Here is a 24492-nt window from a genome sequence, read left to right on the forward strand (position 1 = left end):
ATACGCCACTCGCCCCTTCAGGAGGCCGAACGGAATCGTTGTGTAGAGGGCCAGGCGGACAGCCTTGAATGGATGGCAGGCGTCGGGGTGCGATATCCAACCGCAAACCATGTGTTGCTGCCGATGGAGATTCGCGGGCATGGCCCGCTCCCACAAGTTGCTGTCCCACAGTTCCCCTCGCACAGGCATGGGCAGCACGCGGACTTCTCGGGCACCAACAAAAAGACCGATCAACTGATCGGCCTTTTCGTTACCTCACATCCCCTCAGCTATTACTCGGAAACGCAAATTGCGCGGCCTCGTGGCTCTTGCGCTGCGGCCAGCGCTGGGTGATGGATTTACGGCGGGTGTAGAAGCGCACGCCGTCGGGGCCGTAGGCGTGGAGGTCGCCGAACAGCGAGCGCTTCCAGCCGCCGAAGCTGTGGTAGGCCACCGGTACCGGCAGCGGTACGTTGACGCCGACCATGCCGACTTCGATCTCGTCGCAGAACAGCCGCGCCGCTTCGCCGTCTCGGGTGAAGATGCAGGTGCCGTTGCCGTACTCGTGATCGTTGATCAGTTGCATGGCCGCTTCCAGGCTGTCGACGCGGACGATGCACAGCACCGGGCCGAAGATCTCGTCGGTGTAGATGGTCATGTCCGCCGTCACCCGGTCGAACAGGCTGCCGCCTAGGAAGAAGCCGTTTTCATTGCCGGACACGCTCAGGCCACGGCCATCCACCACCAGCTCGGCACCCGCCTGCACGCCAGCCTCGATATAGCCGGTGACCTTGTCCTTCGCCGCGGCGGTGACCAGCGGGCCCATGTCCAGGCCGCATTGGGTGCCGGCGCCGATCTTCAGGGCCTTGATCTGCGGGACGATTTTGTCGACCAGCGCATCGGCGATCTGGTCGCCCACGCACACGGCCACGGAGATGGCCATGCAACGCTCGCCGCAGGAGCCATAGGCGGCGCCCATCAGTGCGCTGACGGCGTTGTCCAGGTCGGCATCGGGCATCAACACCGCGTGGTTCTTGGCGCCACCCAGGGCCTGTACGCGTTTGCCGCGTTTGCTGCCTTCGGCGTAGATGTATTCGGCGATGGGCGTGGAGCCGACGAAGCTCAGGGCCTTGACCTCGGGCGCCTGGATCAATGCATCCACTGCGGTCTTGTCGCCGTGCACGACGTTGAGCACGCCTTTGGGCAGGCCGGCTTCGTGGAGCAACTGGGCGATGTACAGGGTGGAGCTGGGGTCGCGCTCGGAGGGTTTGAGGATGAAGCAGTTGCCGCAGACGATGGCCAGCGGATACATCCACAGCGGCACCATGGCCGGGAAGTTGAACGGGGTGATGCCAGCGACCACGCCCACCGGCTGGAAGTCGCTCCAGGCGTCGATGTTGGGGCCGACGTTGCGGGTGTATTCACCCTTGAGGATTTCCGGCGCAGAGCAGGCGTATTCGACGTTCTCGATACCGCGCTTGAGTTCGCCGGCAGCGTCTTCGACGGTCTTGCCGTGCTCTTCGCTGATCAGTTTGGCGATGGCGTTCTCGTGCTGCTCGAGCAGTTGCTTGAAGCGGAACATGACCTGAGCGCGCTTGGCCGGCGGCGTGTTGCGCCAGGCCGGGAACGCCTCCTTGGCGGAGTCGATGGCCTGCTGCACGGTGGCCACATCGGCCAGGGCGACGCGACGTACCGCTTCACCGGTAGCGGGGTTGAAGACCTCGGCGCTGCGGCCGCCCTGGCCGTCGGTGAGTTCGCCGTGGATCAGGTGCTGGATGGTGGTCATGGAGCTTCCTCGATTGGAGACGTTGCGTAGGAGCTGGCTTGCCGGCGATCAATCCTGCAAGCATCGCCGGCAAGCCGGCTCCTACAGAAATGGGTTCAATGCGCTTTGATTTCGGTTTCGACGAAGACCACTTCATGGTCGCTGGCGTTGATCACGTTGTGTTCCACCCCCGCCTTGCGGAAGTAGCTCTGCCCGGCCACCAGCGGGGCGTGCTTGTCGCCCTCCGGGGTTTCCAGCAGCAGCGTGCCGTCGGTCATGGGTACCACCACGTAATCGTAACCATGCCGGTGGCGACCGGTTTCGGTACCCGGCGCGAACCGCCATTCGGTGACGATCACCTCGTCGTTATCCACCTGCACGGTGGCTACCGCCTGCTGCCGGACAGCCATCAGTCGATCCTTTGCAGGACATCGCCCACGGCGCTGAACACGCGGTCGAGGTCTTCGATCTTGGCGTTGAACATCGGCCCGAACTGCAGGCCGTCGCCGCCGAAACGGACATAGAAGCCGGCTTTCCACAGTGCCACACCGGCCTCGAAGGGACGGATCGACGGGTCGCCATCACGGGGCGCCAGCTGGATCGCGCCAGCGAGGCCGCAGTTGCGGATGTCGACGATGTGCTTGGCGCCCTTGAGGCCATGGATGGCGCTCTCGAACTTGGGCGCCAGCTCGGCGGACTGCTGCACCAGGTTCTCGCGTTTGAGCAACTCCAGGGAAGCCAGGCCAGCGGCGCAGGCTACCGGGTGGGCTGAGTAGGTGTAACCGTGGGTGAATTCGATCATGTGCTCGGGCGTCGGCTGGCCCATGAAGGTCTGGTAGATCTCGCGGGTGGCGATCACCGCGCCCATGGGCACAGCGCCGTTGGTGATCTGCTTGGCGACGTTGACGATGTCCGGGGTGACGCCGAAGTACTCGGCGCCGGTCCATTTGCCCATGCGCCCGAAGGCGGTGATCACCTCGTCGAAGATCAGCAGGATGTTGTGCTGGGTGCAGATCTCGCGCAGGCGCTGCAGATAACCGGCAGGCGGCACGATGACACCGGCCGAACCGGACATCGGCTCGACGATCACCGCGGCGATGTTGGAGGCGTCATGCAGTTCGATCAGCTTGAGCATCTCGTTGGCCAGTTCGACGCCGCCGGTCTCGGCCGCACCCTTGGTGAAGGCCATGCCTGGCTGCAGGGTGTGCGGCAGGTGGTCCACATCCATCAACTGGCCGTACATCTTGCGGTTGCCGCCAATGCCGCCGAGCGCGGTGCCGGCGATGTTGACGCCGTGGTACCCACGGGCACGGCCGATCATGCGGGTCTTGCTGGCCTGCCCCTTCAGGCGCCAGTAGGCCTTGGCCATCTTCACGGCGGTATCGGCGCACTCGGAGCCGGAGCCGGTGAAGAACACGTGGTTGAGGTCGCCCGGCATCAGGTCGGCGACTTCCTCGGCCAGCTTGAAGGACAGCGGGTGGGCGTACTGAAAACCGGGCGAGTAATCGAGGGTGCCGAGCTGCTTGGCCACGGCCTCCTGAATCTCCTTGCGGCAATGACCGGCGCCGCAAGTCCACAGGCCGGACAGGCTGTCGTAGACCTTGCGACCGGAGTCGTCGGTCAGCCAGGAGCCTTCGGCGCTGACGATGATCCGCGGGTCGCGCTGAAAGCTGCGGTTGGCGGAAAACGGCATCCAGTGGGCGTCCAACTTGAGCTGGCTGGCCAGGTGCGGCGTGGCGGTCTGCGGCATGTTCATGGAGTCAGCCTCGTAATGGCGTTTTCGTGAAGATGGATAGAAGCGTATCGGTTGCCTGAAAAGGTGCCACAGGCATAAAGTCACTCAAACCCGACTCTTCTTATCCTCAGTTCAGCGGTGACTAAACAATGAGCGTTCGACGCCCGGAGCCCCTGGCCCAGGTCAGCGATTTCGATATCCGCCTGCTCAAGCTGTTTCGCAGCGTGGTCGAGTGCGGCGGTTTTTCCGCTGCGGAGAGCGCGCTGGGCATCGGTCGCTCGGCGATCAGCCAGCAGATGAGCGACCTGGAGCAACGCCTCGGCCTGCGCCTGTGCCAGCGCGGCCGCGCCGGCTTCGCACTGACCGAAGAGGGTCGCGAGGTGTACCAGTCGACCCAGCAGTTGCTGGCGGCGCTGGAAAGCTTTCGTACCGAGGTCAATGGCCTGCATCAGCACCTGCGCGGCGAGCTGAATATCGGCCTGACCGACAACCTGGTGACGGTGCCGCACATGCGCATCACCAGCGCCCTCGCCCGCCTCAAGGATCGCGGCCCGGACGTGCACGTGCATATCCGCATGACGCCGCCCAGCGAGGTCGAACAGGGCGTGCTCGACGGGCGCCTGCACGTGGGCGTGGTGCCCATGGTCGGTGGCCTGTCCGGCCTCGATTACCAGCCGCTTTACGACGAGCGCTCGCTGCTCTACTGCGCGGTCGGCCACCCGCTGTTCTATGTGGATGACCGGGAGCTGCCCGACGAACGCCTCAATGCCCAGCATGCCATCGCCCCGACCTTTCGCCTGCCGCCGGACATCCAGAACCACTACCAGGCCCTGAATTGCACGGCCAGCGCCTCGGATCGCGAAGGCATGGCCTTTCTGATCCTCACCGGGCGCTATATTGGCTACCTGCCGGATCACTACGCCGCCGCCTGGATCAAGGAAGGCCGCCTGCGTGCACTGAAAGCCGATACGCGCTTCTACGACATCAACCTGGCCTCGGTCACCCGCAAGGGCCGCCGCCCGCACCTGGTGCTGGAGACCTTTCTCGAAGAGCTGGCGGCGAGCGCCTGAATGGTCGTTTCGATCAATTAGAGGCGTGTTTGAATTGGCTGCTATAAGGCGATAGCGGACCTTCGATTTGGTGGGCTGAAGCCCACCCTACAGCCGCGCACCTAGCCGTAGGGTGGGCTTTAGCCCACCAATTGGTCCCCGACTACGAACGGCGGCTATCGCCACCACCCTGCCATGCAGCGCTTACTCGATCTTCTGGTAACTGCCGCCACATTTGACGAAGCAGTTCTTGTAGACCTGCGAGCAGGTTCGGTAGTCAGGCCCGTCGATTGCCGTGGGCTTCGGGCACAGGGTCTTGAGATTGGGATCTTCGGTGGTGTGCAGGCAGTTCTGGTAGCTCTGGTTCTGGCTGTCGTGGATGACTTTGAAGCCTTGGTAGGCCTGATCCTCACGGCGTTCACAGGCCCGCTGCGTTTCGTTGCACTGCTGAACGCAGGCCTGGCCTTCGGCAGTTTGCGGCGGCACTTCGCGGTACTGGGTACAACCGCCGAGTAGCGTCAGTAGAGTAAATACGGGTAATAGCGAGTGGCGAGACAACACGGGTTGCAGGGTCCTTCGGCAACGGTTCGGGCAGGCGCCCTGAACATTCCAGGCGCATCGGAGAAGCTCATGGGCTCTGCTGTGATGGCCCTCGCGAAGGTTGGTTCCCTCTTCGCCGGCCAGCCGCTAGCGACATACCCGGTAACAGGCTGTCGATACTCCCTTGGGCTGGGCGTCTAGTCTCAAGCCATTGTCTCTTCAACCAGCCTCTGGAGCATGCCATGCCCAATCGTCGCCATTTCCTGCAGGGCAGCGCTGCTCTGATGACCCTCGCGGCCGGCAGCCAGTTGTTGCCGGGCTTCGCGTTCGCGGCCAACCCGGCCCCGCTGCTGCAGCGCAAGATTCCGTCGAGTGGCGAGGCACTGCCGGTGATCGGCCTGGGCACGTCGCAAACCTTCAACGTAAGCCTCGACGACGCCAGCCTGAAACCACTGGACGAGGTGGTGCGAGCCTTCATCAATGGCGGCGCCACGCTGATCGATACCGCGCCCAGTTACGGCGCCGCCGAGGCGGTGACCGGCGAGCTGCTCAAGCGCACCAAGACTCAGGGCAAGGCATTTCTCGCCTCCAAGCTGTCGAGCAGCGGACGCGAGCGCGGCCTGGCGCAGTTCGAGGCGAGCCTGAAAGCCTTGCAGACCGACAAGATGGACCTGCTGCAGGTGCACAACCTGCAGGACACCACCACGCAGTTGGCATTGGCCCGTGAGCTGCGCGAACAAGGCAAGGTGCTCTACATCGGCATCACCCATTACATCGAGTCGGCCCACGACGACCTGCTGGAGGTGCTGGCCAAGGAGAAGGTCGATTTCGTCCAGTTCAACTATTCGGTGGGCGAGCGCAACGCCGAGAAACGCCTGCTGCCTTACTGCGCCGAGCACGGCATCGCCACGTTGATCAACCGTCCGTTCCAGCGCGCGCAACTGCTCGCCCGGGTGAAAGGCAAGCCGCTGCCGGAGTGGGCCAACGAGGTGGATGCAACGTCCTGGGCGCAGTTGCTGCTCAAGTTCATCCTCGTCAACGAAGCGGTTACCGCGGTGATTCCGGCCACCTCGAACCCGCGCTATGTGGTCGATAACCTCAAGGCAGGTCAGGGTCGGCTGCCCAATGCCGAGCTGCGTGAGCGCATCGTCCAGGCCTTCAGTTGAGCGGATACAGTGGCCGGCAGTGAGACCGGCCAGATATTTTCAGCGACCAGCGCTTGTCACGTCGGCGGGTTCTGGAGTATCTGTTCTTGCGCTGTGCCCCCTGAACAGAACGGAAGCCTCCGATGTCCCTCGACGCCCTCGCCCCTAGCGCCACCTCCGGCAAGCCGAATGGCCGGATTCGGCAGAAGAACGTAGAAGCGATCATCGCCGCCGCCGAAGACGAGTTCGCCCGGCACGGCTTCAAGGGCACCAGCATGAACACCATCGCCCAGGCGGTGGGCCTGCCCAAGGCCAACCTGCATTATTACTTCAGCAGCAAGCAGGGCCTGTACCTGGCGGTGCTGAACAACATCCTCACGCTGTGGGACAGCGCCTTCAGCAACCTGCGTGCCGAGGATGACCCGGCCGAGGCCCTCGAGCGCTACATCCGCGCCAAGATGGAGTACTCGCGCCGCTACCCCAAGGCCTCGCGCATCTTCGCCATGGAGGTGATCAGCGGCGGTGTGTGCCTGTCGCAGCATTTCGGCAAGGACCACCAGAGCTGGTTTCGCGAGCGCGCGGCCGTCTTCGAAAGCTGGATCACCGCCGGCAAGATGGATGCGGTGGACCCCATGCACCTGATTTTCCTGCTCTGGGGCAGCACCCAGCATTACGCCGACTTCGCCTCCGAGATCTGCCGTGTCAGTGGCCGCTCGCGCCTGACCAAGCAGGATTACCAGGCCGCTGCCGATAACCTGGTGCGCATCATCCTCAAGGGCTGCGGACTGAAACCGAGCGTCTGATGGCCTTTCTGTTACTCGCTCCTTGCGACTACCGCGAGGAAATCCGCAAGAGCCGCTTTCTCGCCCAGGCCCGCGCCATCAAGGATGCAGCGGACGCTCAGGCGCTAATCGAGCAGCTCAGCGACCCGAGCGCATCGCACAACTGCTGGGCCTGGAAGCTCGGCCAACAGTATCGATTCAGCGACGACGGCGAGCCTGGTGGCACCGCAGGTCGGCCAATCCTCGCCGCCATCGAGGCTCAAGGGTTCGATGGCGTGGCGGTGGTGGTGACGCGCTGGTACGGCGGCATCCAACTCGGCACCGGCGGCCTGGCCCGCGCCTATGGCGGCAGCGCCAACAAATGCCTGCAGAACGCCGAACGCCAGGAGCAGGTCGCGCGGCTCTCCTGCTTCTGCCATTGCGGGTTCGCCGAGCTGGCGTTGCTCAAGTCGCGCCTGGCCGAGTTCGATGCGGTATTGGAGCAGGAAACCTTCGACGCCCAAGGCGCCGAGCTGCAACTGGCCGTGCCGCAGGCGCACATCGACGACCTGCAGCTCCTGCTCGCCGACATCAGCCGCGGGCGCAGCCGCCTGCAATTGCCTGGCTGAGGCTTGACCTCGCCGCGCATGACGCGACATGGTTGTGGCTTTGCACCGGGAGCCGCCCCATGAGCCTGCAATCCGTTCGCGCCTTCTTCGCCGAGAAGGCGCCCGACCTGCACGTCATCGAACTCGACACCAGCACCGCTACCGTGGCCCTGGCCGCCGAGGCCCACGGCGTGGAGCCCGGGCAGATCGCCAAGACCCTGGCCTTTCGCATGGGCGAGCGCACTCTGCTGATCGTCGCCCGCGGCGATGCGCGCATCGATAACCGCAAGATCAAGGAAACCTTCGGCAGCAAGGCCAAGATGCTCGATGCCGACACGGTACTCGCCCTGACCAGCCACCCAGTCGGCGGCGTCTGCCCGTTCGGCCTCGCCACGCCACTGCCGGTGTATTGCGATGTGTCGCTGCGCGCGTTCGAGGAAGTGGTGCCGGCTGCGGGATCTATCCACAGCGCGGTGCGCATCGCCCCGGCGCGCATGGCCGAGCTGGTCGAAGCCGAGTGGGTGGACGTGTGCCAGTCGCTGCCCGTTGAAAACCGCGAAGTCGCGGCCCCCTGAAACTGGAGAAACCATGAAACCGCACCTGCTGATTCTCAACCCGCTCAGCGAGGCCAGCCTGGCGCGTATCGCCGAGCGCTTCGAAGTAACCCATGCGCCCAATGCTGCAGCGCGGGAAGCGGCCATCTCGGAGCACGCCGACAGCGTGCAGGCGGTACTGACCATCGGCACCATCGGCCTGACCGGCGAAGAAATCGCCCGCCTGCCGAAACTGGGCTTCGTCGGCACCCTTGGCGTGGGCTATGAAAAGGTCGACCTGGAGGCCGCCCGCGCCCGTGGCATCGCCATGAGCAATGGCGCCGGCAGCAACGCCGATTGCGTCGCCGATCACGCCATGGCCCTGCTGCTGGCTGCCATTCGCGATGTGCGGCGGCTGGACGTCGCCTGCCGCGCCGGCATCTGGCGCGATGCGCTGCCGATGACCGATGGCGTGTGCGGCAAGCGCCTGGGCATTCTCGGCCTCGGCGCCATCGGCGAAAAACTCGCCCGCCGCGCAGCGGCCTTCGACATGCCGGTGGGCTATCACAACCGCTCGGCCAAAGCGGACAGCCCACACCGCTACTTCGCCAGCGCCCTGGAACTGGCGCGCTGGAGCGACTGCCTGGTGGTGGCTATTCCTGGCGGCGCCTCGACCCTCCATCTGGTCAACGCCGAGGTGCTCGACGCCCTGGGGCCGCAGGGTTACTTGGTCAACGTGGCGCGCGGCAGCGTGGTGGACACCGCCGCGCTGGGCCGTGCACTGCGCGAAAAACGCATCCGTTCCGCGGCGCTGGATGTCTACGAAAGCGAGCCGCTGCCGCCCAGTGAACTGCTCGACCTCGACAACCTGACCATCACCCCGCACGTGGGCGGCAACTCGCCCCAGGCGCTGGAGCAGTCGCTAACGCAGTTCCTTGGCAATATCGACCGGCATTTCCGTGGTGAGCCGCTGCTGACGCCGATCTGATAGCGCGACGCAATTGGTGGGCTAAAGCCCACCCTACGGCCAAAAACCACGGCGCATCCATCGAATCCGGTCACGAGGTCAACAAGCGCCCTACCCACCACCGCGGACCTGCAAACCAATACCCAGGGCCTTGGCGAGCGACAGCGGCAACAGCAGGGTATCGAGCAAGGCACTGGCTGGCAGGTCCACCGCGGCATAGGCAGGCGCTTCGGCCCCGAAACGCTCGACCGGGCAGCAACCGCCTTGCAGCGCGTACCAGTCCAGCCGAGTACCGGCGTACACCACTGGCGCACCGGGCTTGGCGGCGTCCAGGGTACGCGCGGCGGCACAGCCGCCCACGTGCAGGCAGGCCAGCAGGACCGCGCAGAGCGCGTGCTTACTCATCGCCACTGTTGAGGTGCTGCTCGCCCCAGCGCGGCAGCATGTCCTGGGGGATATTCAAGCAGTTGAGAATCCGCGCGACGACGAAGTCGATCAGATCGTCCAGGGTCTGCGGCTGGTGATAGAAACCAGGCGAGGCCGGCAGGATGGTCACGCCAAGGTTGGAAAGCTTGAGCATGTGTTCGAGATGAATGCTCGAGTACGGCGCCTCGCGGGGCACCAGAATCAGCTGGCGGCGCTCCTTGAGAGCCACGTCGGCGGCACGCTCGATCAGGTTGTTGCAGGCCCCGGTGGCGATCGCCGACAGGGTGCCGGTGCTGCACGGCACCACCACCATGGCCGAGGGCGCGCCGGAGCCGGAGGCCACCGGGGCCATCCAGTCTTCCTTGCCGTAGACACGAATCTGCCCGTCGGTGGCACCGGTGTATTCGGTGAGAAACGCCTGCATGGCCTGGGGCTTGGCCGGCAGGCTGACGTCCGTCTCGGTGGCCATCACCAACTGCGCGGCCTTGGAGATCAGGAAGTGCACTTCCCGGTCCTCACGCACCAGGCAGTCGAGCAGCCGCAACCCATACTGCGCGCCGGAGGCGCCGGTCATGGCGAGAGTGATGCGCTCCGGTCCGGCCATGCTCATGCCTCCAGCGCCGCGGCCAGCTTGCCGTGCAAGCCGCCGAAGCCACCGTTGCTCATGATCACCACCTGGGTGCCGGGACGCACCAGCGCCTTGACCCCAGCGATGATCGCCTCCAGCGAATCGCAGACCTGAGTCGGATTGGCAGCGCCAGCCACGGTAGCCGCCAGATCCCAGCCCAGATTCGGCGGCGCGTACCAGAACACCGCATCGGCCTGCTCGGCAGATTCCGCCAGGCCATCGCGATGGGCGCCGAGCTTCATGGAATTGGAACGCGGCTCGATGATCGCGATGACCTGCTCGTCGCCAACCCGTTTGCGCAGGCCGTCGAGGGTGGTGGCGATGGCGGTCGGGTGGTGGGCGAAGTCGTCGTAGACGGTCACGCCCTTCACCTCGGCGACCTTTTCCATGCGCCGCTTGGCATTGATGAAACGTCCCAGCGCCTCGATGCCCAGCGCCGGCACCACACCCACATGCCGCGCGGCAGCCAGCACGGCCAAGGCGTTGGCGACGTTGTGCTGGCCGGTGAGCCCCCACTCCACCACGCCCTCGACCTTGCCATCGAAACTCACCTCGAACCGCGAGCCGTCGGCAGCCAGCAGGCGCGCCTGCCACTGCCCACCGTCGCCAGTGGTCTGCACGGGCGTCCAGCAGCCCATGCCGATCACCCGAGTCAGCGCGGTTTCGCTGGCCGGGTGGATGACCAGGCCTTCGCCGGGAATGATCCGTACCAGGTGGTGGAACTGCCGCTCGATGGCCGCCAGATCCGGGAAAATATCCGCGTGGTCGAACTCGAGGTTGTTGAGGATCGCGGTACGCGGGCGGTAGTGGACGAACTTGCTGCGCTTGTCGAAGAACGCACTGTCGTATTCATCGGCTTCGACCACGAAGAACGGCGTATCGCCCAGACGCGCGGAGATGCCGAAATTCTGCGGCACGCCACCGATCAGGAAGCCTGGCGCCATGCCCGCATGCTCGAGCACCCAGGCGAGCATGCTCGAACTGCTGGTCTTGCCGTGGGTGCCGGCCACTGCCATCACCCAACGGCCCTGCAGCACATGGTCGGCCAGCCACTGCGGCCCGGACACGTAGGGCAGCCCCTTGTTGAGCACGTACTCCACCGCCGGGTTGCCGCGGCTCATGGCATTGCCTACCACCACCAGATCGGGTGCCGGCTGCAGGTGAGCGGGATCGTAGCCCTGCATCAGCTCGATGCCCTGGGCCTCGAGCTGGGTACTCATGGGCGGATAGACGTTGGCATCGGAGCCGGTGACGCGATGGCCCAGCGCCTTGGCCAGCACGGCCAGCGACCCCATGAACGTACCGCAGATGCCGAGAATGTGGATATGCATGAAAACCTCGAAAACAGGCGCGCCGAAAGCCGGGCGAGCCGAATGAAAACATGGCCGCAGATTAGCACAGCGGCGCCCCGCATCCTGCCTGCCAGGCGTCCCAGGCGCGCAAGCCCGGTCGCGTGGCGCTGCCAGGTGCATCTGCCAGGCGAACAGGCATGCCGTGGCCCTTCAACAGCGCGTAACGCCTGCGCGCTTGCGGTAAGCGGATGGCCTGCTTAAGGTGACGCCACCCTGCCATCGAGCTTTTGTCATGTGGTCGTTCAGCGCCTGGCGCCGTAAGCGCATCCTCTCCCGCAACCCTGTCAGCGACAGCAGCTGGGCCATCGTGCGCCAGCGCCTGGCGATTCTCGACGGGCTCGGCGAAGAGGAGCTGCAGCGCCTGCGCGAACGCGCCGTGCTGTTCCTGCACAACAAACACCTGACCACCCTGCCCGGCCTCGAACTCGACAACGACGATCGCCTGGCCCTGGCGACGCTGGCCGAACTGCCGCTGCTCGGGCTGGCCGAGCTGAATTGGTACCAAGGCTTTCACGAGGTGATCCTCTACCCGGACGACTTCGTCAGCCCGCAACGGCATCGCGACTCCGGCGGTATCGAACATGAGTGGGATGGCGAGCACAGCGGTGAAGCCTGGCAACAGGGCCCGGTGATCCTCGCCTGGCCCGGCGTACAGGCCAGCGGCGGCTGGGAAGGCTACAACCTGGTGATCCACGAACTGGCACACAAGCTGGACATGCTCGGCGGCGACGCCAACGGTCTACCGCCGCTGCACAGCAATATGGATATTCAGCAATGGGCCAGCGCCATGCAGCAGGCCTTCGACAGCCTGAATGCCGAACTGGACGCCGATGAGGAGGCGCAGACCGCCATCGACCCCTACGCAGCCGAAAACCCCGCCGAATTCTTCGCGGTGACCAGCGAATATTTCTTCAACGCTCCCGACCTGCTCGACGAGGCCTTTCCAGCGGTCTACGCCCAGTTGCGGCTGTTCTATCGACAGGATCCGCTGGCACGTTTACGCCGCCTGCAGGTCGAACACCCGGACTATCAGGAACCCAACCCCGCTCAGCCGGATACGACCAATGGCTGTAATGGCAACGACGCGGGAATCCACCTATAATCCGGCCACTTTTTTGGCCCACATCAGGGAGTCACCCATGAGCTACAGCAAGGTTCCGGCCGGTAAAGACCTGCCGAATGACATCTACGTCGCTATCGAAATCCCGGCCAACCACGCGCCGATCAAATACGAAATCGATCACGACACCGACTGCCTGTTCGTCGACCGTTTCATGGCGACCCCGATGTTCTACCCGGCCAACTACGGTTTCATCCCGCACACCCTGGCCGACGACGGTGACCCCCTCGACGTGCTGGTCGTGACCCCGTACCCGGTAGCACCAGGCTCGGTGATCCGCGCCCGTCCGGTCGGCGTGCTGCACATGACCGACGAAGCCGGTGGCGACGCCAAACTGATCGCCGTACCGCACGACAAGCTGACCACCATCTACAAGGACGTTCAGGAATACACCGACCTGCCCCCACTGCTGATCGAGCAGATCAAGCACTTCTTCGAGAACTACAAGGATCTCGAGAAAGGCAAATGGGTCAAGGTCGAAGGCTGGGGCAACGCTGAAGCGGCCCGCGCCGAGATCACCAAGGCGGCTGCTGCTTATCAAAAGTAAGCACAACCTGCCTTACGAAAGCCGGCCACAAGCCGGCTTTTTTATGTATTTTTGAAAGCGATTCTCATCTGCTGAAATCTGCGAAAGCCGTCGCTAGATCAAAGGTTTCGGCCTATGTTTGGTCTTGCGACTTCCGTTTTTATCCGTTGTGCTACACGCGAAAGTGGGGGAACAGAGGGAAGGGCCATAGGCAAGCTCACCGCGAAACAGGTCGAGAATCTGACTGAGCCAGGCACCTATGAAGACGGTGATGGACTCAGGCTTTTCGTAAAACCCACCGGTAGAAAAACCTAGGTTCTACGTTTCCAACTGAATGGCAAGCGACGGGAAATGGGGTTGGGTAGCTAGCCCCCTGCTCAATCTCAAGAAAGCCCGTGCGGCGGCGTACGAAAACCACATTCAGATCCTGAAGGGGAATGACCCGCTCGCGAAACGCCAAGCTGAGCAAACGGCGAAGAAAGAGGCTGAACGGCGCGAGAAAGCACAGCTAATAACCTTCGAGATGTTAGCGAACGATTACCGGGATGCCCACGGGTCGAGCTGGTCGGAGAAATGGCGCAAGGGCTGGTGTCGCAAACTCGAGCTCTATGCCTTTCCCTATTTAGGGAAACTATCCGCAGACTTGATCGAGACCAAGCAAGTTCTCAAAGCTCTGCAACCGATCTGGTCTACCAAGACACGAACCGCCGACTAAGTAAGCGGACAAATAGAGCAAATTCTGGACGCAGCTAAATCCCGAGGGCTTGCGAACTGGTGAAAACCCTGCTTGCTGGCGTGGCCATCTGGAAAATTTGCTCAGCCGTAATGAGAAGAAGAAAGCTCGCAAGCGTATTCATCACCCTGCCCTCGCGTGGCAGGAACTACCTGAGCTCATGCAGGCATTGCGTAGTGCCCCAACGCCGCATCGTTAGCAGCTCAACTCTTGATCCTTACCGGCGCAGGTAGCCACATGGTGAGATTTGCTCAATGGGGCGAGTTCGATCTGGAGTCAGGTCGATGGTCGCTGCCGGCTGAGCGAATGAAGACGCGCCAGTCACTCGCTATCCGCTCGCACCTGAGGTCGTCAAACTGGTGAAAGGCATATCACTAGTTCGAGTACGAAGCCCATACCTATTTCTTGGAAACGGCCGTAGCGGCGTGATGCACGCTAACGGCATTCGCAGCCTACTTCGAAAATTGGGCTACGAACACATCACGCGCCATGGCTTCCGCTCGACATTCCGAGACTGGGCAGGCCCCTCGAGAGATCTGTTAGCTTGCATTAGCTCAGTCACCAGCAACAGCGATGCCGACGATGGTGCCGCAGCCCAAGGAATGGACTGCACCTGACTGATAGTCATGCATGCCCCGGTCATCGCATTACTGCCTTCAACCGACTCAGGGTCTCGCAGTACCGGTCTCGTCAGCCAGGGCAGCCTCCACCCGCCCAGCGGTATCGGTGCTCAGGAGGCCAGATCATGAGATGCCCTTGCTCCCGGCCGTAAGGAGCCTCCAGCCCCGCGTAGTGGACATTCCCCACGGGTCGCAGGGACCTTGATCCCTGATAACACTCAGCATTCTTGGCGGGATGACGTGGGGAGGGTTTTAACGGTTTGGCTTTGAGAGGAGTTCGGATATAGCACTGGTCAGTGGACGGGATGGACGCTATTTCACTCTGACACTGCTTCATTAACAGATGCCCTTTCAACGAGCAAGGTTATAGAGTGACGAGGTAATATCAAAATGGCATGATCGTGTAAGACGCAACTGTCGTATGTCCTGATGAGAGGGAGCTAATTAATGCCTGACATTCGAGAGCAAAAACTGCTTTATCACCTGACGAGCGTGACTAACATTCCATCGATTCTTGAGAGAGGTTTGATGCCACGAGCGCAGCTTCAAGAATTTCAAGATGTCGCCGATCAAGAAATCATCACCAACCGTCAAGCGTTGGCGCTTGAGAATTACGTTCCCTTTCACTGGTTCGCTCGAAACCCCTTCGATGGTCGAGTCCAACGTGACCGACCGAACGCGCAATTCGTGTTAATTACGGTGAGAAGGGCATTGGCCCAGCGAGGGAACTGGAAGGTTGTCCCATGCCATCCCTTGGCAAGCGGCAATATCCAATTGCTTGACTACACGCCTGGGGTGGCTGCGATAGACTGGGAGGTGATGAACCTTCGCGATTACCTTGATCCGACCTGCAAAAGCGTCTGTATGGCGGAGTGTTTATCGCCACATCCAGTACCGCCTACGTGGTTTTTTAAGGTTTACGCGCCCTCAGATCAGGTTGCAGAAAGCGTAGCCCGCGTAGTAGCTGGGCTGAGGCTCTCACTTGAGGTTGAGGTCAACGGAGCAATGTTTACCCGATGATCTATAAGAATTTGAATCCGGAGAAAGCGCTGATTTGGCGTATTGTCCACCGTGACAACCTACCTTGGCTGCTTGATAATGGGCTGCATTGCGCTGAGTCGGGGATTCTGTCGCCCAGTTACGTCAGCATCGGCAATCCGGATTTAATCAGCAAGCGTCGTCACCGTGCCGTACCTATCGCTCCTGGAGGCACGCTGGGCGATTATGTGCCGTTCTATTTCACGCCTTTCTCAGTGATGATGAAAAACATTCATTCGGGATGGGGTGTGCAGCAACGTAAAAATGAAGAGATAGTGATTCTTGTGTCCAGTTTGTACCACATTCAAAATCTAAGCCTACCCTTCGTTTTTACAAACGCACACGCTTACCCTCACTGGACTGACTACTACAGCGATCTTGAGCGACTTGATCAAATCGATTGGGATGTACTTCAACGTCGTGATTTTAAGCGTGACCCTGACGACCCTAAAAAAATGGAACGCTATCAAGCCGAGGCCCTCGTGTACGGCCATGTGCCAGTAGAGGGCCTTCTGGGGATTGTCTGCTATACAGAAGCAATAAAGCGTCGCGTTGAAAAGGGGATTAAGGAGCGTGGACTGGATCTACCTGTTCATGCCCGGGCAAGGTGGTATTTCTGATGATTAGGTTCACACAAGGCAACCTGCTTGAGGCTAAGGTCGAAGCACTCGTCAATACGGTCAACACCGTCGGCGTGATGGGCAAAGGCATTGCGCTGATGTTCAAGGAGCGTTTTGCCGATAATTACCGATTATACGCAACTGCTTGCAAAGCAAATCAGGTGCACACGGGTAAGATGTTCATCACAGAAGTGCGTGAGCTCGATGGTCCGAGGTGGGTGATCAATTTTCCGACAAAGCAACACTGGCGCTCTCCCTCCAAGATAAGTTGGATTTCTGAAGGACTAGACGATCTCCGTCATTTTTTGATCGACCAGCAGGTTAAGTCAATCGCCATTCCGCCATTGGGTGCGGGTAACGGTGGACTTGAGTGGAACGTTGTCCGAGAACTGATCGAGGTGCAACTCAAGGATTTAGAAACCGATATCCTTGTCTTCGAGCCAACTAAGCAATATCAAAACGTTGCCAAACGCAGTGGAGTGGAAAAACTGACACCAGCCCGTGCTTTAATTGCCGAACTAGTGCGCCGCTACTGGGTACTAGGCATGGAGTGCAGCCTTCTAGAAATTCAAAAGTTAGCCTGGTTTTTAGAGCGTGCAATAGAACGCTTATGCCCCGGCGAGAACCCTCTAAACTTGAAATTTGCAGCACACAAATATGGGCCATATGCCAATCGACTCCAACATTTGCTAAATAATTTGGATGGAAGCTATCTGCACTGCGGTAAGCGAATAAGCGATGCGGGACCGCTAGATGCTATCTGGTTTGATGAAAGCCGCAAAACATTCGTTCAAGCCTATTTAAAAAGCGAAGGTAAAGCTTACGCGCCGGCTTTGGAGCTTACATCAAAATTAATTGATGGTTTTGAGTCTCCCTATGGCATGGAGCTTCTAGCTTCGGTGGACTGGCTGTTAGTAAATGATGGAATTAAACCGAACGTCACAGAAGTCCGCAAAGGCTTGTCTTCATGGAAAGCAACGACACCAGATGCTGGGGAACGCAAGAGTCGTTTATTTGATGATAAGTCCTTGGAAATCGCCATAGAGCGGTTAACCACCATATAAACTCACTACTCCTAGTCATCACTTGGCAGGCATATGGCGAGACCCCCCTACATGAGATCTCGCCGGCCTTTAGTTTTTAATCAACACCGAGTGGCCGCAATCGGCCGGCTCCTAGCGGTCCTTGCAGCTTCCCTTTTGTTAACTCCGGCTCGACGCGGTTAGTCTCGTCAATCAAGATCCTGTCAGCAAACAAATGTGGACTTTTGGTCAAACGCCTTAGTATGCCGAGAACAAAGCAACAGTTGCGAAAGCAAAGTCTTACGCCGCTTCATGATCAGCTCACATCCTTGAAGCTGTTGAGCAAGTATGCTTCAAAAAATGCTGCGCCACGCAAGGTGTACGAGAGCAAGTTGGTTTGCACCGTCAAACGTAGCCATCTCTCCAACTTTTTTGCGGTTCGGGAGCCTTCATCGATACCGAGCCTAATACGTATGACGCACTCATCGTTGACGAGCCCACAGGCTCAATGAGAAAAGCGGGCTTTACGGAAACCTGGGTGAAAACTAGATCAATTAGCTGATCGAATCAGCAAAATGCTCGATTTTTTCATCGACAAAGACCAGCGCGTGACCTTGAACGACATTGGTAACAAGTAGGCTATCCGCGCCCTTGCCAAAGCCAAAGGCGCAACCGTGGAGGAATACATACTGTCTTCCCAGTTCCGTTGCAGTGGTTCTGATGGCTACCTGGCGTGGTTGGATGACGTATTGGGGATTCACGCGATAGCCAACCCGCTGCTCAATACCAGCGAGTATGAGTTCAAGGTGTTCGACTCCCCTCAGACGATGCATGCGGCTATCGAGCAGAAAAACCGCGGAAACAAGGCTCGCGTTGTCGCGGGTTACTGCCGGTCTTGGCTCAGCAAGAAAGACTCCAAGGCCGCTGACATCGTTATCGGCAATGACTACGCACACCAATGGAATCTGGATCAGGATGGCAGCTTGTGGATCATCGCTGAAAATTCCATTGAACAGGCCGGTTGTATCCACACCTGCCAAGGGCTGGAAGTTGACTATGTTGGAGTAATCATCGGACCGGATCTAGTCGTGCGTGATGGGCAGGTGGTGACGTCGCCGCATGAGCGAGACAAGCACGACAAATCAATTCGTGGCTGGAAGAAGTTGATCCTGCTATGGCGCAGCAAGAGACAGACCTGATCATCAAAAACACGTATTGAACATTGATGACTCGTGGGATGAAGGGCTGCCACCTATACTGTACAGATCAGGAGACCGCTCAATACTTTGAGAGTCGACTTGCCGGGTACAGCAACGACTAATGGCCGCGCGGGCTGGATGTCACTATTCGGGTTCAGCCTCACGAAAAAAATGTAGGCTGAACCACAAAAAAACCAGGGCAGATGCCCTGGCTTCGATTGCACGGCCTCAGCACTACACCGCTTTCAGGCGCAGTTCCTTGGGCATGGAGAAAGTCACGTTCTCGGGGCGACCGTCGAGTTCCTGGACGTTGCTGGCGCCCCATTCGCCGAGTTTGTCGATCACGCCGCGCACCAGCACTTCCGGAGCGGACGCGCCGGCGGTGATGCCGATGCCTTTGGCACCTTCGAACCACTCGCGCTTGAGGTCTTCGGCGCCGTCGATCAGGTAGGCAGGCGTGCCCATGCGCTCGGCCAGCTCGCGCAGGCGATTGGAGTTGGAGCTGTTGGGGCTACCGACCACCAGCAGGACGTCGCACTCGTCGGCCAGTTGCTTGACCGCATCCTGACGGTTTTGGGTGGCGTAGCAGATGTCGTCCTTGCGCGGGCCGCCGATACTGGGGAAGCGTGTGCGCAGGGCATCGATGACCTTGCTGGTGTCGTCCATCGACAGCGTGGTCTGGGTCACGAAAGCTAGCGAATCGGGGTCGCGCACCTGAAGCTTGGCGACATCCTCTTCATCTTCTACCAGGTAGATGGCGCCGCCATTGCTGGCGTCGTACTGGCCCATGGTGCCTTCGACTTCCGGGTGACCGGCGTGGCCGATGAGAATGCACTCGCGGCCGTCACGGCTGTAGCGCACCACTTCCAGATGCACCTTGGTGACCAGCGGGCAGGTGGCGTCGAACACTTTCAGACCACGGTTGGTGGCTTCGTTGCGCACGGCCTGGGATACGCCGTGGGCGCTGAAGATGACGATGACGTCATCGGGCACCTGATCCAGCTCTTCGACGAAAATCGCGCCGCGAGAACGCAGATCCTCGACCACGAACTTGTTGTGCACCACTTCGTGACGCACGTAGATCGGCGGACCGAACACCTCGAGGGCACGGTTGACGATCTCGATGGCGCGGTCGACACCGGCGCAGAAACCGCGGGGATTGGCGAGTTTGATATGCATGGCACGCTCGGCACGGAGGCTTGAGTGGAGAGTCTATCGCGTAAGCCCAAAAGACCTTACGCGATAGACAGCGCGTTCGCGAGGAATGTCCGACTGGATCGATGTCGCCGCTTCAAATCGCCTGGACGTCGATGATCTCGACGTCGAACGTCAGCGTCTTTCCAGCCAGAGGGTGGTTGAAGTCGATGGTCACCTGGGCGTCATCGAAGGCTTTGACCACACCGGGCAGCTCGGTATTGGCGGCGTCGTTGAAGATTACCAGCAGCCCTTCGGACAACTCCATGCCCTGGAACTGCGAACGCGGCATGATCTGCACGTTCTGCGGGTTCGGCTGGCCAAAGCCCTGCTCCGGCAGCACGGTCACGCTGCGCTTGTCGCCGGCCTTGAAACCGTACAGCGCGGATTCGAACCCCGGCAGCAGGTTGCCATCGCCGACCTTGAAGGTGGGCGGCTGCTTGTCGAAGGTGCTGTCGACTACATCGCCGTTGTCCAGCTTCAGCGCGAAATGCAGGGTTACCTGCCGGTCCGGGCCGATACGTACATCAGTCACGTGCCACCTCTTCTTCCGACTTCTTGCTCTTGAACATGTCCAGCGCCAGCAGCACGGCACCGACGGTGATCGCGCTGTCGGCCAGGTTGAAGGCCGGGAAATACCAGCGGTTCTGCCAGTGCACCAGGATGAAGTCGACCACGTGGCCGAACACCACGCGATCCACCAGATTGCCCAGCGCGCCGCCGAGCACCAGGGCCAGGCCGACGGCCAGCCAGGTCTCGTCGGGCTTCAGACGCTTGAGCCACACCACCAGCACCACGCTGACCACCAGGGCGATCAGGGTGAACAGCCAGCGCTGCCAGCCGCCCGCACCGGCCAGGAAGCTGAAGGCGGCGCCGGTGTTGTAGGCCAGGGTCCAGCTGAAGTAGTCGGGGATGACCACGATGCGCTCGTACATCTGCAGGTTGTTGTCGAACCAGTACTTGGTGATCTGATCGACCACGAAGATCACCACACTCAACCACACCCAGCCGAGCTTGCCGAAACGCGCGCTCATGATGGCATCTCCGTGGTGCGGGCTGGGGCGTTACGCATGATGGCGCACCTCGCCCTTGCCTTCGATGTTGTCCACGCAACGGCCACAGATATCCGGGTGGTTGGCATGGGTGCCGACGTCGGCACAGAAGTGCCAGCAGCGAGCGCACTTGGTCAGGCCGGATTTGACGATCTTCAGCTTCAGCCCGGCAACCTCGGTCTGCACCGCGTCAGCTGGCGCAGCGGCCAGCGGTGCCAGGCTGGCGCCGGAGGTGATCAGCACGAAGCGCAACTCGTCGCCCAGACGGGTCAGGTCGGCCACCAGCGGCGCTTCACCGTAGAGGGTCACTTCGGCCTGCAGGTTGCCACCGATCAGCTTGGCGCTGCGCTGGTTCTCCAGTTCCTTGTTGACCGCGGTCTTGACCGCCATGACGCGATCCCAGAAGGCGCGATCCAGCTCGCAACCGGCCGGCAGCTCGCTCAGGCCTGCGTACCAGGTATTGAGCATCACCGACTCGTTGCGCTCGCCCGGCAGGTACTGCCAGATTTCGTCCGCAGTGAACGACAGGATCGGCGCGATCCAGCGCACCAGCGCTTCGGCGATATGGAACATGGCGGTCTGGCAGGAACGACGCGCCACGCTGTCAGCTGCGGTGGTGTACTGACGGTCCTTGATGATGTCGAGGTAGAAGCCGCCCAGCTCCTGCACGCAGAAGTTGTGCACCTTCTGGTACACGTTCCAGAAGCGATAGCTGGTGTAGGCCTCTTCGATCTCGCGCTGCAGCAGCAGAGCACGATCCACCGCCCAGCGATCCAGGGCCAGCATGTCTTCGGGGGCCAGCAGGTGCTGAGCCGGATCGAAGCCGCTGAGGTTGGAGAGCAGGAAGCGCGCCGTGTTGCGGATACGCCGATAGGCATCGGCGCTGCGCTGCAGGATCTGGTCGGAGACGGCCATCTCGCCCGAGTAATCGGTGGAGGCGACCCACAGGCGCAGGATGTCGGCGCCCAGGCTGTCGATCACCTTTTGCGGGGCGACCACGTTGCCCAGCGATTTGGACTGCTTGCGGCCCTGCTCGTCGACGGTGAAGCCGTGTGTCAGCAGTTCCTTGTAGGGCGCGTGGCCGTCGATGGCACACCCGGTCAGCAGCGAGGAATGGAACCAGCCGCGGTGCTGGTCGGAGCCTTCCAGGTAGAGGTCGGCGGCCGGGCCATTCGGGTGCGCCAGCTCGGCATGGGAGCCGCGCAGCACGTGCCAGTGGGTGGTACCCGAATCGAACCAGACGTCCAGGGTGTCGCGGCTCTTGTCGTACTGGCCGGCTTCGTCACCCAGCAGCTCGGCGGTGTCGAGCTTGAACCAGGCTTCGATGCCTTCCTGCTCGACGCGCTGCGCCACCTGCTCCATCAGCTCGGCGGTACGCGGGTGCAGCTCGCCGCTTTCCTTGTGTGTGAAGAACGGGATCGGTACGCCCCAGTTGCGCTGACGCGAGATGCACCAGTCGGGGCGGCCAGCGATCATGCTGTGCAGACGCGCCTGGCCCCAGGCCGGTACGAACTGGGTTTCTTCGATGGCAGCCAGGGAGCGCTCACGCAGAGTGGAACCCTCGTTCGGCTGCTTGTCCATGCCGATGAACCACTGTGCCGTGGCACGGTAGATCAGTGGCGTCTTGTGGCGCCAGCAGTGCATGTAGCTGTGGTTGATCGCTTCGTGCTTGAGCAGCGCGCCGACTTCTTCGAGCTTGGCGACGATGGCCGGGTTGGCCTTCCAGATGAACTGGCCACCGAAGAACGGCAGCGAGTCAACGTAGACGCCGTTGCTCTGTACCGGGTTGAGGATGTCGTCGTTGCTCATGCCGTAGCGCTTGCAACTGTAGAAGTCGTCCTCACCGTAGGCTGGCGCGGAATGCACGATACCGGTACCGGCACCCAGTTCGACGTAGTCGGCCAGGTACAGCGGCGACAGACGATCGTAGAACGGGTGACGGAAGTTGATCAGTTCCAGCTTGGCGCCCGCCGCGATGGCGACGACTTCGCCCTGCAGGCCGTAACGCTGCAGGCTGCTCTCGACCATTTCTTCGGCCAGCAGCAGCAGGCGATCACCGACGTCCACCAGGGCGTAGTTGAATTCCGGGTGCACGTTCAGTGCCTGGTTGGCCGGGATGGTCCAGGGCGTGGTGGTCCAGATGACGATGGCGGTCGGCTTGCTCAGGCTGGCCAGGCCGAATGCGGCAGCCAGCTTGTCGGCGTCTTCCACCGGGAAGGCGACGTCGATGGCATCGGACTTCTTGTCTTGATACTCGACTTCGGCCTCGGCCAGTGCCGAACCGCAATCGAAGCAGAAGTTGACCGGTTTCAGGCCCTTGAACACGAAGCCCTTCTTGACGATTTCCGCCAGGGCACGGATTTCACCGGCCTCGTTGGCGAAGTTCATGGTCAGGTACGGGTTGTTCCACTCGCCCAGCACGCCGAGACGGATGAAGTTGCCCTTCTGCTCTTCGACCTGCTCGCCAGCGTAGGTACGGCAACGCTCGCGGGTCAGATCCGCAGGCTGATTCTTGCCAAAGGTGGTTTCGACCTTGTGCTCGATCGGCAGGCCATGGCAATCCCAACCCGGAACGTAAGGTGCATCGAAGCCCGCGATGGTCTTGGAGCGGGTGATGATGTCCTTGAGGATCTTGTTCAGCGCGTGACCGATATGAATGCTGCCGTTCGCATAGGGCGGGCCGTCGTGCAGGACGAACTTCGGCCGGTCGGCGCCAATCTCACGCAGCTTCCGATACAGACCAATCTCGTCCCAGCGTTGCAGGATCTGCGGCTCGCGCTGCGGCAGGCCGGCCTTCATCGGGAACTGGGTATCAGGAAGATTCAACGTGGCTTTATAGTCGGTCATCTCGGCTCTTCACTTAAGCGGTTGGCCGTGCCAATGGGCGCGGGCGGCGGCAATATCGGCAGCAATTGCCGTCTTCAGTGCCTCGAGTGAGGCGAAACGCTGCTCATCGCGCAGCTTGTGGTGGAATGCCACCGTCAAACGCCGGCCATACAGGTCGCCGGCAAAATCCAGCAGGTGCACCTCGAGGTGGGCGCTCCCGTCACCGGCCACGCTGGGGCGCACGCCGATATTGGCGACGCCTGGCCATGGCCGGCCATCTATCTCGGCGCTGACCAGGTAAACCCCGGTCAGCGGTACGCGCTTGCGCTTGAGCTGCACGTTGGCGGTCGGCGCGTTCAACTGGCGACCGAGCTTCTGCCCGTGCAGGACCCGCCCAACGATCCGGAACGGCCGCCCGAGCATGCCTTCGGCGACCTTGAAATCACCGCTGGCCAGGGCCTCGCGCACACGCGTGCTGCTGACCCGCTGGCCATCGACTTCCACGGTCTTGGCCGCCTCGACGGTGAAGCCTTCGCGTTGCGCGGCTTCGGCCAGAAAGGCGAAATCGCCGGCGCGGTCGCAACCGAAGCGAAAGTCGTCCCCGACCTCCAGATGCAGAACGCCCAGGCCATCGAGCAATACGCGCTGCACGAACTCCGCCGCGCTCAACTCACGCAGACGTGGGTTGAAGGCCAGGCACAGCACGCGGTCGACACCTTCGGCAGCCAGCAGGGCGAGCTTGTCACGCAGCCGGCTCAACCGGGCAGGAGCACCGCTGGGGTCGAAGTATTCACGCGGTTGCGGCTCGAACAGCACCACGCAGCTCGGTACGCCAAGCTCCGCCGAACGCTCACGCAAACGCGCCAGAATCGCCTGGTGGCCACGATGAACGCCGTCGAAATTACCGATGGTGGCGACACAGCCCCGATGCTGGGGCCGCAGATTATGAAGGCCTCGAACCAGCTGCATAACGCGCTTCTTGCTCACAAAGTGGCCAATTATACGCACAGCGGCTGGCGCCGGGTAGGCTGATCCGGCGCTCTATTAGCGTTAG

Annotated in this window: 23 protein-coding genes and 2 pseudogenes; 13 read left to right on the forward strand and 12 right to left on the reverse strand. The window is 61.4% G+C overall.

Features of this window, described 5'->3' with window-relative positions; all coding sequences use genetic code 11:
- Nucleotides 1–265: 265 nt before the first annotated feature.
- From ACT9T4_RS13520 to aptA, 3 genes are all read right to left on the reverse strand, one after another.
- On the reverse strand, nt 266–1765 hold the full coding sequence (locus ACT9T4_RS13520; RefSeq protein ID WP_499117447.1) for a CoA-acylating methylmalonate-semialdehyde dehydrogenase: 1500 nt from the start codon (nt 1763–1765) through the stop codon (nt 266–268).
- 95 nt (nt 1766–1860) lie between these two features.
- Nucleotides 1861–2154 carry a cupin domain-containing protein gene (locus ACT9T4_RS13525; protein WP_042556329.1) on the reverse strand — a complete coding sequence of 98 codons (294 nt, stop codon included), beginning with the start codon at nt 2152–2154 and terminating at the stop codon, nt 1861–1863.
- Entirely contained in the window at nt 2154–3500 is a 1347-nt protein-coding gene (aptA, locus tag ACT9T4_RS13530; protein ID WP_499117450.1) for an omega-aminotransferase AptA, read from the reverse strand. The genes ACT9T4_RS13525 and aptA overlap by 1 nt, the downstream gene beginning before the upstream one ends.
- Nucleotides 3501–3628: 128 nt before the next feature.
- On the opposite strand from aptA, the gene ACT9T4_RS13535 reads away from it, so the two are divergent.
- On the forward strand, nt 3629–4549 hold the full coding sequence (locus tag ACT9T4_RS13535; RefSeq protein WP_499117452.1) for a LysR family transcriptional regulator: 921 nt from the start codon (nt 3629–3631) through the stop codon (nt 4547–4549).
- A 183-nt stretch (nt 4550–4732) separates the two neighbouring features.
- On the opposite strand, the gene ACT9T4_RS13540 is transcribed toward ACT9T4_RS13535, so the two are convergent.
- Nucleotides 4733–5089, reverse strand: coding sequence for a hypothetical protein (locus ACT9T4_RS13540; RefSeq protein WP_499117454.1), 357 nt, complete (start codon nt 5087–5089; stop codon nt 4733–4735).
- 221 nt (nt 5090–5310) lie between these two features.
- Here ACT9T4_RS13540 and ACT9T4_RS13545 point away from each other — a divergent pair, with 221 nt between their 5' ends.
- The 5 genes from ACT9T4_RS13545 (at nt 5311) to ACT9T4_RS13565 (ending at nt 9103) form a co-directional block, all read left to right on the forward strand.
- Nucleotides 5311–6234, forward strand: coding sequence for an aldo/keto reductase (locus ACT9T4_RS13545; protein ID WP_499117456.1), 924 nt, complete (start codon nt 5311–5313; stop codon nt 6232–6234).
- A gap of 122 nt (nt 6235–6356) precedes the next feature.
- A complete protein-coding gene (locus ACT9T4_RS13550; RefSeq protein ID WP_042556324.1) occupies nt 6357–7016 on the forward strand; it encodes a TetR/AcrR family transcriptional regulator in 660 nt (219 codons plus the stop codon).
- Nucleotides 7016–7603, forward strand: a complete 588-nt coding sequence (locus ACT9T4_RS13555) for an IMPACT family protein (protein WP_499117459.1) — start codon at nt 7016–7018, stop codon at nt 7601–7603. The genes ACT9T4_RS13550 and ACT9T4_RS13555 overlap by 1 nt, the downstream gene beginning before the upstream one ends.
- A gap of 59 nt (nt 7604–7662) precedes the next feature.
- Nucleotides 7663–8157 (forward strand): YbaK/EbsC family protein, encoded by a 495-nt coding sequence (locus ACT9T4_RS13560; protein WP_042556322.1) that lies wholly within the window; start codon nt 7663–7665, stop codon nt 8155–8157.
- A 13-nt stretch (nt 8158–8170) separates the two neighbouring features.
- Nucleotides 8171–9103, forward strand: a complete 933-nt coding sequence (locus ACT9T4_RS13565; RefSeq protein ID WP_499117461.1) for a 2-hydroxyacid dehydrogenase — start codon at nt 8171–8173, stop codon at nt 9101–9103.
- A gap of 90 nt (nt 9104–9193) precedes the next feature.
- On the opposite strand, the gene ACT9T4_RS13570 is transcribed toward ACT9T4_RS13565, so the two are convergent.
- From ACT9T4_RS13570 to mpl, 3 genes are read right to left on the reverse strand one after another with little or no spacing between them, the layout of a single operon-like run.
- Nucleotides 9194–9487, reverse strand: a complete 294-nt coding sequence (locus ACT9T4_RS13570) for a YceK/YidQ family lipoprotein (RefSeq protein ID WP_499117463.1) — start codon at nt 9485–9487, stop codon at nt 9194–9196.
- On the reverse strand, nt 9480–10112 hold the full coding sequence (gene ubiX, locus ACT9T4_RS13575) for a flavin prenyltransferase UbiX (protein WP_179540106.1): 633 nt from the start codon (nt 10110–10112) through the stop codon (nt 9480–9482). The genes ACT9T4_RS13570 and ubiX overlap by 8 nt, the downstream gene beginning before the upstream one ends.
- A gap of 2 nt (nt 10113–10114) precedes the next feature.
- Entirely contained in the window at nt 10115–11467 is a 1353-nt protein-coding gene (gene mpl, locus ACT9T4_RS13580) for a UDP-N-acetylmuramate:L-alanyl-gamma-D-glutamyl-meso-diaminopimelate ligase (protein ID WP_499117465.1), read from the reverse strand.
- 253 nt (nt 11468–11720) lie between these two features.
- Between mpl and ACT9T4_RS13585 the strand changes: the two genes are divergently transcribed.
- The 7 genes and pseudogenes from ACT9T4_RS13585 to ACT9T4_RS13615 all read left to right on the forward strand — a co-directional run.
- Complete coding sequence (locus ACT9T4_RS13585) at nt 11721–12590, forward strand: M90 family metallopeptidase (RefSeq protein WP_042556317.1); 870 nt, start codon at nt 11721–11723, stop codon at nt 12588–12590.
- Nucleotides 12591–12627: 37 nt separating this feature from the next.
- The gene (ppa, locus tag ACT9T4_RS13590; RefSeq protein ID WP_042556316.1) at nt 12628–13155 is read left to right on the forward strand and encodes an inorganic diphosphatase; all 528 of its coding nucleotides are present in this window, start codon (nt 12628–12630) and stop codon (nt 13153–13155) included.
- Between the two features lie 186 nt (nt 13156–13341).
- Nucleotides 13342–14407, forward strand: a pseudogene (locus ACT9T4_RS13595) (tyrosine-type recombinase/integrase); the annotation flags it as partial.
- A gap of 527 nt (nt 14408–14934) precedes the next feature.
- The gene (locus ACT9T4_RS13600; protein WP_499117468.1) at nt 14935–15507 is read left to right on the forward strand and encodes a DarT ssDNA thymidine ADP-ribosyltransferase family protein; all 573 of its coding nucleotides are present in this window, start codon (nt 14935–14937) and stop codon (nt 15505–15507) included.
- Complete coding sequence (gene darT, locus ACT9T4_RS13605) at nt 15504–16145, forward strand: type II toxin-antitoxin system toxin DNA ADP-ribosyl transferase DarT (RefSeq protein WP_499117470.1); 642 nt, start codon at nt 15504–15506, stop codon at nt 16143–16145. The genes ACT9T4_RS13600 and darT overlap by 4 nt, the downstream gene beginning before the upstream one ends.
- Nucleotides 16145–17209, forward strand: a complete 1065-nt coding sequence (gene darG, locus ACT9T4_RS13610) for a type II toxin-antitoxin system antitoxin DNA ADP-ribosyl glycohydrolase DarG (RefSeq protein WP_499117473.1) — start codon at nt 16145–16147, stop codon at nt 17207–17209. The genes darT and darG overlap by 1 nt, the downstream gene beginning before the upstream one ends.
- Before the next feature lie 275 nt (nt 17210–17484).
- A pseudogene (locus ACT9T4_RS13615) lies at nt 17485–18488 on the forward strand (DNA/RNA helicase domain-containing protein); the annotation flags it as partial.
- A gap of 112 nt (nt 18489–18600) precedes the next feature.
- Here the strand turns inward: ACT9T4_RS13615 and ispH are convergent.
- From ispH to ribF, 5 genes are all read right to left on the reverse strand, one after another.
- On the reverse strand, nt 18601–19545 hold the full coding sequence (gene ispH / locus ACT9T4_RS13620; RefSeq protein ID WP_042556315.1) for a 4-hydroxy-3-methylbut-2-enyl diphosphate reductase: 945 nt from the start codon (nt 19543–19545) through the stop codon (nt 18601–18603).
- A 112-nt stretch (nt 19546–19657) separates the two neighbouring features.
- Nucleotides 19658–20095 carry an FKBP-type peptidyl-prolyl cis-trans isomerase gene (locus ACT9T4_RS13625; RefSeq protein ID WP_042556314.1) on the reverse strand — a complete coding sequence of 146 codons (438 nt, stop codon included), beginning with the start codon at nt 20093–20095 and terminating at the stop codon, nt 19658–19660.
- Nucleotides 20088–20594 carry a signal peptidase II gene (lspA, locus tag ACT9T4_RS13630; RefSeq protein ID WP_042556313.1) on the reverse strand — a complete coding sequence of 169 codons (507 nt, stop codon included), beginning with the start codon at nt 20592–20594 and terminating at the stop codon, nt 20088–20090. The genes ACT9T4_RS13625 and lspA overlap by 8 nt, the downstream gene beginning before the upstream one ends.
- 30 nt (nt 20595–20624) lie before the next feature.
- Complete coding sequence (ileS, locus tag ACT9T4_RS13635) at nt 20625–23459, reverse strand: isoleucine--tRNA ligase (RefSeq protein WP_179539123.1); 2835 nt, start codon at nt 23457–23459, stop codon at nt 20625–20627.
- 9 nt (nt 23460–23468) lie between these two features.
- Nucleotides 23469–24407 carry a bifunctional riboflavin kinase/FAD synthetase gene (gene ribF / locus ACT9T4_RS13640; RefSeq protein ID WP_179539124.1) on the reverse strand — a complete coding sequence of 313 codons (939 nt, stop codon included), beginning with the start codon at nt 24405–24407 and terminating at the stop codon, nt 23469–23471.
- Between the last annotated feature and the right edge of the window lie 85 nt (nt 24408–24492).

It is taken from the genome of Pseudomonas sp. SZ40 (genome assembly GCF_052958135.1).